Annotated in this window: 10 protein-coding genes and 1 pseudogene; 6 read left to right on the top strand and 5 right to left on the bottom strand. The window is 68.0% G+C overall.

Features of this window, described 5'->3' with window-relative positions:
• Nucleotides 1–2: 2 nt before the first annotated feature.
• The 4 genes from egtC (at nt 3) to DL991_RS12255 (ending at nt 3,992) form a co-directional block, all read left to right on the top strand.
• On the top strand, nt 3–785 hold the full coding sequence (gene egtC / locus DL991_RS12270) for an ergothioneine biosynthesis protein EgtC (RefSeq protein WP_125784116.1): 783 nt from the start codon (nt 3–5) through the stop codon (nt 783–785).
• Nucleotides 782–1,759: an L-histidine N(alpha)-methyltransferase gene (gene egtD, locus DL991_RS12265; RefSeq protein WP_125784114.1), complete on the top strand. Its 978-nt coding sequence runs from the start codon at nt 782–784 to the stop codon at nt 1,757–1,759. The genes egtC and egtD overlap by 4 nt, the downstream gene beginning before the upstream one ends.
• A 46-nt stretch (nt 1,760–1,805) precedes the next feature.
• Nucleotides 1,806–2,228, top strand: coding sequence for a nitroreductase family deazaflavin-dependent oxidoreductase (locus DL991_RS12260; protein WP_125784734.1), 423 nt, complete (start codon nt 1,806–1,808; stop codon nt 2,226–2,228).
• 156 nt (nt 2,229–2,384) lie between these two features.
• The gene (locus DL991_RS12255; protein ID WP_125784113.1) at nt 2,385–3,992 is read left to right on the top strand and encodes an alpha/beta hydrolase; all 1,608 of its coding nucleotides are present in this window, start codon (nt 2,385–2,387) and stop codon (nt 3,990–3,992) included.
• Between the two features lie 206 nt (nt 3,993–4,198).
• Here the strand turns inward: DL991_RS12255 and DL991_RS12250 are convergent, their stop codons facing one another.
• From DL991_RS12250 to DL991_RS12240, 3 genes are read right to left on the bottom strand one after another with little or no spacing between them, the layout of a single operon-like run.
• Complete coding sequence (locus DL991_RS12250; RefSeq protein WP_125784111.1) at nt 4,199–4,546, bottom strand: darcynin family protein; 348 nt, start codon at nt 4,544–4,546, stop codon at nt 4,199–4,201.
• A gap of 15 nt (nt 4,547–4,561) precedes the next feature.
• Nucleotides 4,562–5,452 (bottom strand): SDR family oxidoreductase, encoded by an 891-nt coding sequence (locus DL991_RS12245; protein ID WP_125784108.1) that lies wholly within the window; start codon nt 5,450–5,452, stop codon nt 4,562–4,564.
• A gap of 13 nt (nt 5,453–5,465) precedes the next feature.
• Nucleotides 5,466–6,887, bottom strand: coding sequence for an MFS transporter (locus DL991_RS12240; RefSeq protein ID WP_125784733.1), 1,422 nt, complete (start codon nt 6,885–6,887; stop codon nt 5,466–5,468).
• Between the two features lie 144 nt (nt 6,888–7,031).
• Between DL991_RS12240 and DL991_RS12235 the strand changes: the two genes are divergently transcribed.
• On the top strand, nt 7,032–7,982 hold the full coding sequence (locus DL991_RS12235; RefSeq protein ID WP_125784106.1) for a LysR family transcriptional regulator: 951 nt from the start codon (nt 7,032–7,034) through the stop codon (nt 7,980–7,982).
• A 135-nt stretch (nt 7,983–8,117) separates the two neighbouring features.
• A pseudogene (locus DL991_RS12230) lies at nt 8,118–8,561 on the top strand (MgtC/SapB family protein); the annotation flags it as partial.
• A 427-nt stretch (nt 8,562–8,988) separates the two neighbouring features.
• Here DL991_RS12230 and DL991_RS12225 read toward each other — a convergent pair.
• Together DL991_RS12225 and DL991_RS12220 are read right to left on the bottom strand one after the other, a co-directional pair.
• The gene (locus tag DL991_RS12225) at nt 8,989–9,792 is read right to left on the bottom strand and encodes an alpha/beta fold hydrolase (protein ID WP_125784102.1); all 804 of its coding nucleotides are present in this window, start codon (nt 9,790–9,792) and stop codon (nt 8,989–8,991) included.
• A gap of 73 nt (nt 9,793–9,865) precedes the next feature.
• Entirely contained in the window at nt 9,866–12,676 is a 2,811-nt protein-coding gene (locus DL991_RS12220; RefSeq protein WP_125784101.1) for an aconitate hydratase, read from the bottom strand.
• Between the last annotated feature and the right edge of the window lie 332 nt (nt 12,677–13,008).

Raw genomic sequence — 13,008 nt, 5'->3', positions numbered from 1 at the left:
GCATGTGCCGTCACCTCGCGTATCTCGGCGAGCCGCTTCCCCCCGCCGAGACGCTCTTCCACGCCCCGCATTCACTGCTCGTGCAGTCCTACGCCCCCGATGACATGCGGGGCGGCGGCTCCGTCAACGCGGACGGGTACGGCCTCGGCTGGTACGCCGAAGGTCCCGAGCCGGTGCGGCTGCGCCGGTCCGCTCCCTTGTGGACGGACGGGGACCTGCCCGCGCTGGCCGGCTCGGTCCGGTCGCACGCCTTCATGGCCGCGGTCCGGAACGGCACGACCGGGATGCCCGTGGTCGAGGCGGCGAACGCGCCGTTCACCGGCGGCGGCTACCTCTTCAGCCACAACGGGCTGGTGAGGGGCTGGCCGGATTCGATGGCCGAGCTCGCCGCGAAACTGCCGATCACCCGCCTGCTGACCCTGGAGGCGACCACGGATTCGGTACTGCTGTGGGCTTTGCTGCGTGAGCGGCTCGAGGCGGGTGAAGACCCGCTCGCGGCCGTCACGTGGCTGACCGGAGTGGTCGAGGAGGCGGGGCCGGGTTCGCGGCTCAACCTCCTGCTGACCGACGGCCGGACGCTCATCGGTACCGCGTGGACGCATTCCCTGTCCTATCTGGACATCGGCGACGGCGTGCTCGTCGCGTCGGAACCGTGTGACGACGATCCCGGCTGGACTCCCGTTCCCGACCACCACGCCGTCCGGGTGACCGGCGCGGGCGTGGAAATCATCTCCCTTCAACAAAACGCCGCCCTCGAAGCCGATCGGAGCCCTGAGGCACGATGACCGAAGTCGACCTCGACGTACACCACAGCGAATCGGACATCACCGAGCAGCTGCGCGCGGACGTCCGCGCCGGCCTGGAAGCGGACCAGAAATGGCTGTCGCCCAAATGGTTCTACGACGCGCGCGGCAGCGAACTGTTCGAGAAGATCACCGCCCTTCCCGAGTACTACCCGACCCGCAGCGAACGCGAGGTCCTCGCGGCGCGCGGCGGTGAGATAGCCGAAAGCTCGGGCGCGCACACCCTGGTCGAACTCGGCTCCGGATCGAGTGAGAAGACCAGGCTCCTGCTCGACGCGCTGACGAACCACGGCACCTTGAAGGAGTTCGTCCCGCTCGACGTCTCCGAAACCGCGCTCGCCGAAGCCACGGAAGCCATCACGGCCGACTACCCGTCCCTCGAAGTCCGTGGCGTGGTCGGCGACTTCACCCGGCATCTCGACCTGCTGCCGAGTGCCCGGCCGCGGCTGGTGGTCTTCCTCGGCGGCACGATCGGCAACTTCCTGCCCGCCGATCGCGCCATCTTCCTGCGCTCGGTCCGCGAAGTGCTCGACGAAGGGGAGTGGCTCCTGCTCGGGACGGACCTGGTGAAGGACAGGGAAACGCTGGAGCGTGCCTATGACGACGCGGCCGGGGTCACCGCCGAGTTCAACCGCAACATGCTCCACGTGATCAACAACGGCCTCGGCGCGAACTTCGATCCGGCCGCCTTCGACCACGTCTCGTATTGGGACGAGGAGAACGAATGGATCGAAATGCGCCTGCGTGCCCGTGAGCCACTGACCATCGACATCCCTGGTGCGGACCTGCGGGTGAAGTTCGCCGAGGGCGAGTACGTGCGCACGGAGATCTCCGCGAAGTTCCGGCGGGAGGGAATCGCCGCGGAACTGGCCGAAGCCGGTTTCTCGGTGGAGAAATGGTGGACGGACTCGGAATCGCGCTTCGGCGTGAGCCTGGCAAGATCTGTCCGTGGCTAACCCTCTCACGTCGCTCGCCCGCGTGCTCGGCACGAAACCGTGGCTGATGGGGCTCGCGGGCGGGATCATCTGGGTGGACAAGAGACTGCACCGCCTGTTCAAGGGGAAGGTGAGCCTGGTCGCGCTGGCCGGGCTTCCTTCCCTGCGGCTGACCACGACCGGCCGCAAGAGCGGGCTGTCTCGCGGTACCAACCTTCTGTACTTCCCGCACGGGGAGGATTTCGTGCTCGTCGGCTCCAATTGGGGGAGGCCGAACGATCCCGCGTGGACACACAATCTGCGGGCGCATCCGGACGCGGTCGTGGCGCTGGCGGGCAAGGAGATCCCGGTCAGGGCCAGGGAACTCCTCGGAGACGAGTACGAAGCGATGTGGAAACTGCTGCTGGACTTCTGGCCCGGTTACTCCATGGAAGCCCACGCCGCTCGCCGTGTGTTACCGATTTTCGAGTTGAAGACAACCACTCGATAGGTTCGTACCATCCTTTCGGCCGGTGACTGGGTTACCGGCTTGTGCGAGGCTCGCTTGGTGTTACGCGCCGTGACGTCGGCGGCGCATGGAGCGACGTGGTCCGTCACGTCGCCAGCCGAGGGAGGAGTCGTTTTGCCGAGATCCACAAGGAGGCCGGTGCGCGGTTTCGCACTGGTAGGGGCACTCGTGGCCGGCGCCGCGTTGACCGGTGCGTCCGGGACGGCGGTCGCCGCACCGGAAGCCGGGACGCCGGCCGCCCAGGTCGGCGCGACGGCGCCGGTGACCTGGGGTGCCTGCACGGCGGACCAGATCCGCGGTGTTCCCGCCGACCAGGTCAAGTTCTACAGCTGCGCGCGGTATCGCGTGCCGATCGACCACGACAACGCGGCGCTCGGCACCATCGACATCGCGATGCTGAAGCGGGCGGCGAAGACGCCCGACAAGAAGGTCGGTTCGCTGTTCCTCAATCCGGGCGGTCCCGGTGGCTCCGGATTCCGGATGCCGATCGGTGCGGCGAACTACTTCCAGCCGCAGGTGCTCGACCGGTTCGACCTGATCGGGTTCGACCCGCGCGGGGTCGGCGCAAGCAACCCGCTCAAATGTTTCACCACGCAGGAGGACGCGAACGACGTCTTCGCCGCGCAGATCCCCGTGCCGTTGTCGCGGCAGGAGATCTCCGGCACGCTCGCGTCGTACCGCGACTACGGCCAGTTCTGCAAGAACAACGCCGGCGCGCTGCTGAACCACATGTCCACCAAGGACGTCGTGCGTGACCTCGACAAGATGCGGGCCGCCGTCGGCGACCAGAAGCTGACCTTCGTCGGCTTCTCGTACGGCACCTTGATCGGGTCGACGTACACGTCGATGTTCCCGAAGCAGAGCCGCGCGATCGTCATCGACGGCAACGTCGACCCGGCACTGCGCACCAGCGACGGCGTGCAGTACGACCGCGAGCGCGCTCGCGGGTTCGAGATCGCGCTGGACGCCTTCCTGCGCAAGTGCGCGCAGGTCGGGCCGAAGTGCTCCTTCAGCTCGGGCACCCCGCGGGAGAAGTTCGACGAGATCCGCGACCACCTGCGCCAGCAGCCGATCAAGCTGCCGGACGGGAGCAACTACGACATCAACGCGTTCACCAGCACGGTGGCCGGGGTGCTGTACTCGCCGACGTCGTTCCCGCCGCTGGCCGACGACCTGCAGGCGCTGTACAACGTCGTCCACCCGCCGGCGGCGCAGACGCAGACGGCGCAGGCCGTCGAGCTGAAGGTGCTGCGTTCGGGAGCGAACGGACGCGCGGACGCGAACCCGGACAGCCCGTACGTCGGCGACGACTCCTACTTCGCCGTGAACTGCTCGGACAAGAAGATCACGATCAAGCAGGAGAAGGTCCCGGAGATCGCCGCGAAGTGGGAGAAGGAATCGCCCACTTTCGGTCGCTACCAGGCGTTCTCGGACGTGGCGGGCTGCCCGGTGTGGCCGGCGAAGAAGCCGGACGTCTACCGCGGCCCGTGGCAGGCCAAGACCGACACCCCGGTCCTGGTCGTCGGCAACTACTACGACCCGGCGACCCAGTACCTGTTCTCGAAGCGGATGGCCGACCAGCTGGGGAACGCCCGGCTGCTCTCGGTCGACGCCTTCGGGCACTGCATCCTGGGCGACTCGCTCGGGGTGGACAAGGTGACGGCCGACTACCTGATCGATCTGAAGGTCCCGGCCAACGGCCAGGTGTTCCAGCCGAACGTCCAGCCGTTCGAAACCACTGCCTGATCCTGGGCTCGTGAACACGAAGGCCACCGTCTCGACGGTGGCCTTCGTGGCGTCCGGGGACCGGTCCCGAACATCCCGGCCTAGGGTTCCGGCGGGGAGGCCGGATCACCCGGACGGGATTCTCGTCCGGGTGACCCGGGTGGGTAACCAGGGCACCGGCTACGGCCAAGGTCGCGGCCGCCGGTGTGCCTGGCCGCCCACCGGCTTCAGACGTCGACGCTCGCGTAGGCGTCCAACCCGTAGTTCGTGGCGTACGCGTTCTCGACGCCGACCAGAAGGTCGACGACCTCGAAATACCGGTCCCAGAAGGGCGTCTCGCGCAGCGCCTCGATGAGCAGTTGGTACGAGTGGTGGTCCTCCGCCTCCCAGACCCACACGTCGGTCACTCGCGCGGAGTAGAACTCGGTGTCGAAGAACCGGGACCGGACTCCTTTGACCTTGCTCTCGATCGCCGGGAGCACCTCGGTCTTGAAGGCCTCCACCCGTTGCTCGACGGTGAGGCCGAGCCATTCCGGCGTGGTCCTCACCAGCATGAAAGCGGTCACTTCGGACATGGTGGTTCCTTTCGATCAGGCGTAGGCGCTGGCTTCGATGTCCTCGGCGAGGCTCGGTCCGTACGGCGTCCACTTGAGGAGTTCGCGGGTGCGATCGCTGGAGGCGGACATGTCCAGCGCGAAGAACCGGCCGACGAAACCGAAATGCTCGCCCGCTTTCTCCGGTGCCACGGAAACCATCGGGACGTCGAGCATCCGTCCGACGGCCTCGGCGATTTCCCGTGTCGTGACGGCTTCCTCGGCGACGGCGTGCAGCAGCGAGCCGGTGGGCGCGCCTTCGAGGCCAAGCCGGACGAGCCGGGCCGCGTCGGTGTGGTGCACGGCGGCCCAGGAGGCGGTGCCGTCACCGAGGTAGCCGGACACGCCGTGCTTGCGGGCGGCCGCGACGATGGCGGAGACGAAACCGTGGTCGCCCACGCCGTGCACCGACGGTGCGAAGCGGACACTGATCACGCGCATGCCCTTCTCGGCGTACTCGAGCGCGAGGTTCTCGCTACCGCCCCGATGGGAGCCGGGGCCGATGGCGGGGGAGAGGTCGCTTTCGGTGGCGGGCCTGCCCTTGGCCAGGGTCGAGAGTCCGGCGGCGAGCACGAAAGCCCGGCCCGTCCCGGTCAAAGCGTCCGCGAAGGCCTGGACGGCGGACCGCTCGGCCCGGTTGGTCTCGGCGGGGTTGCCCCAGTCGTGTTTGTTCGCCAGGTGGATGACGGCCTCGGCCTCTTCGGCGCCCGCACGGAGGCCGTCGAGATCGTCCAGGTCGCCGCGCCGAATCCTCGCGCCCTTCCGCTCCAGCGCGGCGGCGGAAACCTCCGACCGGGCGAGGCCGGTGACCTCGTGGCCGGCGTCGAGCAAGTCGTCCACGACGGCCGAGCCGATCCAGCCGGTCGCCCCGGTGACGAATACATGCATGGGAGTACTCCTTTTACTTGGTGTTACGGGAAAGACGGGACTGCAGGACGACGAGCGCTCCGAGGACGAGCACGCTCACGCCGATCACCCGCAGCGCCGTGCTCGCGCCGGTGACGAACGCGGAGACCACTTCGGGCGCGCGGCCGGCCGCGGTGACGGCCAGCGCCTGCGCGACGGTGTGCGGATCGTGCTCCGCGTGGATGTCCGGCGGAAGCGCGGCCACGAAGCGTCCGGTGAGAACGGTGCCGATGACGGCGACGCCGAGTGCGCTGCCGAATTCGCGGGTGGTGGCCTGAAGTCCGGCGCCGACACCGGCCTGTGCGGGCGGCAGCGAACCGGAGATCGCGGCGGACAGCGTCGGAAGGGCCAGCGTGACACCGATACCGGTCACCACGAGCCAGGCCGCGTACACCGGGTACGGCGTCGAACTGTCGCTTGTGGACAGTCCGATGAGGCCGCAACCGCAGAAGGCGAACGCGATGGCGACAGTGACGTCGACGCCGACGCGCCGGACGAGCCTGCCGACGTGCCGCGCGCCGAGGATGACCGGGACGGTCAGCGGGATGATCCCCAGCCCGGTCGGCAGGACACCGAAACCCTTGCCGTACTGGAGGAAGGACGCGTTGACGTAGAACAGCGCGAACATCCCGAAGAAGATCGTGGTCATGCCGAGACAGGCACTGCGCAGCGCGGGCACACGGAACAACCGGGGATCGAGCAGCGGGTGCTCGGCCCTCAGTTCGACGACCGTCCACAAGGCGAACAGCAGGACCGCGCCGGCGAATCCGGCCAGGACGAGCGGGCTTCCCCAACCCTCTTCGGGCCCTTCGACGATGCCGAGTAGCAACGCGACCGAAGGGCCGACGAGGAGGACGGCGCCGAGGGGGCTGAGCGGCCGGTCGTGCCGAGGGGACACCGGCGCGATCCGGGCGACGAGCGCGGCCAGCGCGACGGCGAGCGGGACGACGGCCGCGAACAGCCAGCGCCACGACCCGCCCGCGAGCAGCGCGCCGCCGCCGACATTCCCCACGACACCGCCGATCCCGGTCATCGACGCCCAGGTCGCGATGGTCACGCCCTTGCGCTCGGCGGGTACGGCGTGCAGCAGCACGGCGAGCGTGTTGGGTAGCACCGCGGCGGCGCCGATCCCGGTGACAGCCCGGCCCGCCAGCAGGATCGGCACGTTCGGCGCGATCGTCGACAGCAGCGCGCCGATCGCGAACAGCGCCAGGCCGGCGAGCAGGACGCCCTTGCGGCCGAAGCGGTCGCCCGCCGCGCCGCCGGGGATCACGAGACAGGCGAAGAAGACGACGTAGGTGTCGACGATCCAGATCAGCGCCGACGCGGACGGGTGGAGGTCGCTCGCGGCCAGCATCGGGACGGCGAGGTTGATGGCGGCGACCATCCCGACCACGAGTACGACACAGGCGCACATGGCGGTCAGCAGGCCGCGTCGGTCCGCTGCGGCTTCGGGGGCGTCGCGGAGTTGGAGTCGGAGTGGCATGTCCGCGACGCTATGGGCCAGCGCGTTCTTCGTGCCACGCAACTTTGACAAGTAATAGTTGCGTACCATGCAACTATGGATCAGCTGGACCTCAACCTTTTGCGGGTGTTCGACGCCCTGCTGCGGGAGGGCAGCGTGACGGCGGCGGCCGAACGGCTGCACCTGTCGATCCCGGCGGCGAGCCGTGCGCTGGGCCGGTTGCGGCGGGCGATGGGGGATCCGATCCTGGTGCGAGCCGGACGCGGGATGGTGCCGACGCCGTTCGCGCTCCGGACCGCCCCGCGGGTGCGGTCGCTGCTCGACGAGGCGTCGGCCCTGATCAGCGCCGACCGTGACCTCGCGATCGCCGACCTCGAACGCACCTTCACCATCCGCATCAACGACGGCGTCGCCGCGACACTGGTGACGGCGGCCGTCGAGGCGACCGCCGCCGTCGCGCCGGGTGTGGTCCTGCGTTTCGTCGCCGAGGGCAGCGAGAGCACCGAGGCGTTGAGAGACGGATCGGTGGACCTGGACATCGGCGCGGGCGACATCGCGGCGCCCGACATCCATTCGACCCTGCTGTACCACGAACGTGTGGTCGCGATCGTCCGGGCGGACGGCCCGCTCGGCGGCGTAAGTCGTCCGACGCTGGCGCAGCTGTGCCGATATCCGCACGTTTCCGCTTCACGGCGCGGCAAGGGCAGGGGCCCGCTCGACGACGTGCTCGAGGCGGCCGGTCTCCAGCGGCGGGTCGCGGCGGTCGTCCCCACTTCCGCCGTCGCCGCGTTCCTGGTCGCTTCGAGCGACTACATCGGTCTCGCGCCCCAGCGGCTCGCCGAGCAGTACGGCCGGTCACTCGGCATCCGCTGGTTCCCGGTCCCCGCGGACCTCCCGGCGATCGAGGTCTGCCAGCTCTGGCACGCGCGGCTCGACGCCGATCCGGCCCAGCGGTGGCTGCGTGACACGATCCACGCCGCGCTCGGGCCCTCCGGTGGTAGAGTCTCGAAGGTTGATCAACACCGATCGAGTACGAAAGCGAGGTGAGCGGCACATGCCGGAAGACAGTTCTGGATCGACCGGAAGTGGTCGCCGTTCACCCGTGCGCGCGGTGCGCTGACCTTCTCCGGTCTCCTTTCCCTGTCTGGCTTTGTGTACGCACGCCAGAAAAGAGCCGGAATCATGAACACCTTCGAAATGCTGCTCAGGGTCGGCACCGGCGTCGGCCTCGGCGCCGTCATCGGCATCGAGCGCCAGTACCGCGCCCGGATGGCCGGACTCCGCACCAACGCCCTCGTCGCCGTCGGCGCGACCCTCTTCGTCCTGTTGTCCGCCCACGGTTTCGGCGGGCTGAACACCAGTGGTGACGCGGACCCGACGCGCGTCGCCGCCCAGATCGTCTCCGGTATCGGTTTCCTCGGCGCCGGGGTGATCCTGCGGGACGGGCTGAACGTGCGCGGACTCAACACCGCGGCCACCCTGTGGTGCTCGGCGGCCGTCGGATCCCTTGCAGGAGCAGGACTTTACGTCGTCGCACTCGCCGGGACGGCGGTGATCGTCGGGGTCAACGTGCTGTTGCGCCCGCTCGGCCGCGTCGTCGACCGCCGGCCGGAGCACCGGGAAGACGACCTCGTGAGTGGTAAGGACGGTTAGAACGAACCCTCTCTTATTGAGGGGTAGGGCAAAGGTGGCGACACGGGGACGGCTGTCGATGGTCCGCGACCGGAGGCCTGGCGTCACAGCCGTCCCCGTGTCACCAGGGGGCACGCCGGCGGGTAGTGAAGGAGGCCTTTACGGACCGGAGAGCGCCGCGACCCATACGCAACGTTTGCCTTACCGCTCTTGGATACCTGCGCGTGGCGTGCGGCTTTGCTCGCGTGAGGTACATGATGGCCCCCATCCTTGCGCCTGGCGCAAGGATGGGGGCCATCATGTACTGGGGAACTCCTTCAGGGACTCTGGGTCCCTCAAGGAGTCCTTCACGGACCGGCCGCTACCCGGCTCACCCTCAGCAGGTAACTGAAACACCCTTGGCCAGAACCCGAATCGCCACTCACGAGCAGGCCAGGAAATCCAGCAATATCCCCGAAAACTCGGCGGGTTTCTCCAGATTGATCATATGCGCGACCCCGGGAACGACGAGTTTCCGGGCGTCGCGTGCTTCGCATTCGATCTGGTCGGAAATGGCGAGGATGTCCGAGGAATCCAGATCGCCCGCCAACGTCAACGTGCGCGGGGTCAGCTCGCCGGTGCGCTCGATGGCGCGCAGTTCGTCCATCAGCGTGAAGCCGGAGAGCCCGTGCCGCACGACCGTCTGCGTGTACATCTCCTGACACAGCCGCCGGACGTCCTGATCGACGTCCGCGGGTGCGCGCCGGGGCCCGTCCACCCACATGCGCAGGATGCACTCGATGGCGGCGGGGAGATCACCTCGTACGCCCGCCTCCTCGAGTTTCTTGTTCTGCTCCAGCACGAAAGGATCCTTCGTCACCATCGAACTGAGGCCGGTGGCCACGAGGACGAGGTTCTCGACGAGGTCCGGGTAGGTCAGCGCGAAGTCGACCGCGATCCGGCCGCCGCCGGACAAGCCGACCAGCGACGCGCGAGGAAGTTCCAGCGCGGTCATCAGCTCGCGGAGATCCTCGTAGTGCTTGAACCGCTCAGTCGGCGTGGACGATTCGCCATGTCCGCGCGCGTCGTACCGGATGACGGTGTGGTGCGGTGCGAGCGCCGCCATTTGGGCGTCCCACATCCGGGAGTCGAGGATCCCGCCATGGAGCAGGATCACCGGATCGCCATCACCCCGGACCTCGTACGCCAATTCGCTGTTCTCGACCTGAATTCTCCCCGTGGTCATACCGCACGGTACCGAAGAACGACGAAGGCCCCTTTCCCCAAAGTGCGGGGAAAGGGGCCTTCGCGTGCCGTGCTTACGCCTGGGTCATCTTCCGCAGGACGTACTGCAGGATGCCGCCGTTGCGGTAGTAGTCCGCCTCACCAGGGGTGTCGATGCGGACGTCCGCGTCGAACTCCACCTTGGTGCCGTCGGTCTTCGTCGCGGTGACATGGACCGTGCGCGGGGTCTCGCCGTCGTTCAGCTTCGTGATGCCCGAGATGTCGAACGTCTCGGTGCCGTCGAGGCCGAGCGACGAGGCCGACTCGCCCGCCGGGAACTGCAGCGGGATGACGCCCATGCCGATCAGGTTCGACCGGTGGATGCGCTCGAACGACTCGGTGATCACCGCGCGCACACCCAGCAGCGAGGTGCCCTTGGCCGCCCAGTCACGCGACGAGCCGGAGCCGTACTCCTTGCCGCCAAGGACGACCAGCGGGATGTTCCGCTCCGCGTAGTTCTGCGCCGCGTCGTAGATGAACGCCTGCGGGGCGTCGTCCTGGGTGAAGTCGCGGGTGTAGCCGCCCTGCACGTCGTCCAGCAGCTGGTTGCGCAGCCGGATGTTCGCGAAGGTGCCGCGGATCATGACCTCGTGGTTACCGCGACGCGAGCCGTAGGAGTTGAAGTCCTTCTTCTCGACGCCGTGCTCGGTCAGGTACTGCGCGGCCGGGGTTCCCGGCTTGATCGCGCCGGCGGGGGAGATGTGGTCGGTGGTGACCGAGTCGCCCAGCTTCGCCAGCACGCGCGCGCCGGCGATGTCGGTGACCGGGGCCGGCTTCGCCTGCATGCCGTCGAAGTACGGGGGCTTCCGGACGTAGGTCGACTCCGCGTCCCACTCGAAGGTCTTGCCCTCGGGGGTCGGCAGCGACTTCCACCGCTCGCCACCGTCGAAGACGTCGGCGTAGTCCTTGGTGAACATCTCCTGCGTGATCGCGTAGTCGATGGTCTCCTGGATCTCCTTGGCCGAGGGCCAGATGTCCTTCAGGAAGACGTCGTTGCCGTCGGTGTCCTGGCCGAGCGGCTGGTTCTCGAAGTCGAAGTCCATCGTGCCTGCGAGCGCGTAGGCGATGACCAGCGGCGGCGACGCGAGGTAGTTCATCTTCACGTCGGGGTTGATCCGGCCTTCGAAGTTCCGGTTGCCCGAGAGCACCGAGACCGCGGTGAGGTCGTTCTCCTGGATCGCCGCGGAGATCTCGTCCGAGAGCGGGCCCGAGTTGCCGATACACGTGGTGCAGCCGTAGCCGACCAGGTGGTAGCCCAGCTTCTCCAGGTACGGCCAGAGGCCGGCCTTGTTGTAGTAGTCGGTGACGACCTGTGAACCCGGCGCCATCGAGGTCTTGACCCACGGCTTGACCGCGAGGCCCTTGTCGACCGCGTTCCTGGCGAGCAGCGCCGCGCCGAGCATGACCGACGGGTTCGAGGTGTTGGTGCAGGAGGTGATCGAGGCGATCACCACGGCGCCGTGGTCGAGGACGAACTCGCCGCGGTCCGACGTGCTGACCTTGACCGGCTTGCTCGGGCGGCCGCTGTGGCCGTTCGCCGCGGACTGGATGTCGACCGCGCCCTCGTCCTTGAACGAGAGGGCCGCCGGGTCGCTGGCCGGGAAGGACTCCTCGACGGCTTCGTCGACGTTGGTGTGCGGGGTTTCCTGCTCGCCGCCGACGTAGTCGTGGATCGACTTGCGGAACGAGTTCTTCGCGTCGGTGAGCTCGATGCGGTCCTGCGGGCGCTTCGGGCCGGCGATCGACGGGACGACCGTCGACAGGTCCAGCTCGATGTACTCGGAGTACTCCGGCTCGTGCGACGGGTCGTGCCAGAGGCCCTGCTCCTTGGCGTAGGCCTCGACGAGCGCGACCTGCTCCTCGGAGCGGCCGGTGAGCTTGAGGTAGCGGACGGTCTCCTCGTCTATCGGGAAGATCGCCGCGGTGGAGCCGAACTCCGGGCTCATGTTGCCGATGGTGGCGCGGTTGGCCAGCGGCACCGCGCCGACGCTCTCGCCGTAGAACTCGACGAACTTGCTGACCACACCGTGCTTGCGCAGCATCTCGGTGATGGTGAGCACGACGTCGGTGGCGGTCACGCCGGTCGGGATCTCGCCGGTGAGCTTGAAGCCCACGACGCGCGGGATGAGCATGGAGACCGGCTGGCCCAGCATGGCGGCCTCGGCCTCGATGCCGCCGACGCCCCAGCCCAGCACGCCGAGGCCGTTGACCATGGTGGTGTGCGAGTCGGTGCCGACGCAGGAGTCGGGGTACGCCTGGCCGTTGCGGGCCATCACCGTGCGCGCGAGGTGCTCGATGTTGACCTGGTGCACGATGCCGGTGCCCGGCGGGACGACCTTGAACTCGTCGAAGGCGCCCTGGCCCCAGCGCAGGAACTGGTAGCGCTCGCGGTTGCGCTCGTACTCGATCTCGACGTTGCGCTCGAAGGCGTCCGGGCGGCCGAAGACGTCGATGATGACGGAGTGGTCGATGACCAGCTCGGCGGGGGCGAGCGGGTTGACCTTGTCCGGGTCGCCGCCGAGGTCGGTGACGGCCTCGCGCATGGTGGCGAGGTCGACGACGCAGGGCACGCCGGTGAAGTCCTGCATGATCACGCGGGCGGGCGTGAACTGGATCTCGATCGACGGGTCGGCCTTGGCGTCCCAGTTGCCGAGCGCGCGGATGTGGTCGGCGGTGATGTTCGCGCCGTCCTCGGTCCGCAGCAGGTTCTCGAGCAGGATCTTCAAGCTGTAGGGAAGGCGCTGGGAGCCCTCGACCTTGTTCAGGCGGAACACCTCGTAAGAGGCGTCGCCCACCTTCAGCGTGTCTTTGGCGCCGAAGCTGTCCTTGCTGGCGGGTGCGGTCACTTCTAACTCCAGTGGCGGGTCAGTTCGGTGAGTTCTCCAGGCCGTTCGGGTCGGCCGGGAGCGAGTCTTGCGCACCCCCACCGTAGGTCCGGACGCGGGATGGCACACCTCGTTCGTCTCTTCAAACAGTACGCCCGTCCTTTTTGACAGGCAAGCCGACACGCGGGTCATGAAGGTCTCACCGACCTGCGGCCATTCGAGTGACGAAACGTTCGTCTGTTCGTCCCCCGTTGAGGGGAAATGGTGCCTACGGTGTGTAAGTTCCTGGTGGTGCTTCTGGTAATGCTGTGACGGCAGTGGCACAGTGAGTCCATTGTTCAAGATCAGGAGGT

It is taken from the genome of Amycolatopsis sp. WAC 01375 (genome assembly GCF_003947325.1).
GTDB lineage: Bacteria > Actinomycetota > Actinomycetes > Mycobacteriales > Pseudonocardiaceae > Amycolatopsis.
The sequence above is the reverse complement of the archived record's forward strand: the minus strand, read 5'-3'. Positions and strand labels throughout refer to the sequence as shown.

Bases quoted from the DNA above. Each gene is read 5' to 3' on its own strand.
- DL991_RS12225 (WP_125784102.1), bottom strand. From the start codon at position 9,792: ATGACCACGGGGAGAATTCAGGTCGAGAACAGCGAATTGGCGTACGAG.
- egtC (WP_125784116.1), top strand. From the start codon at position 3: ATGTGCCGTCACCTCGCGTATCTCGGCGAGCCGCTTCCCCCCGCCGAG.
- DL991_RS12260 (WP_125784734.1), top strand. From the start codon at position 1,806: ATGGGGCTCGCGGGCGGGATCATCTGGGTGGACAAGAGACTGCACCGC.
- DL991_RS12245 (WP_125784108.1), bottom strand. From the start codon at position 5,452: ATGCATGTATTCGTCACCGGGGCGACCGGCTGGATCGGCTCGGCCGTC.
- DL991_RS12240 (WP_125784733.1), bottom strand. From the start codon at position 6,887: ATGTGCGCCTGTGTCGTACTCGTGGTCGGGATGGTCGCCGCCATCAAC.
- DL991_RS12250 (WP_125784111.1), bottom strand. From the start codon at position 4,546: ATGTCCGAAGTGACCGCTTTCATGCTGGTGAGGACCACGCCGGAATGG.
- egtD (WP_125784114.1), top strand. From the start codon at position 782: ATGACCGAAGTCGACCTCGACGTACACCACAGCGAATCGGACATCACC.
- DL991_RS12235 (WP_125784106.1), top strand. From the start codon at position 7,032: ATGGATCAGCTGGACCTCAACCTTTTGCGGGTGTTCGACGCCCTGCTG.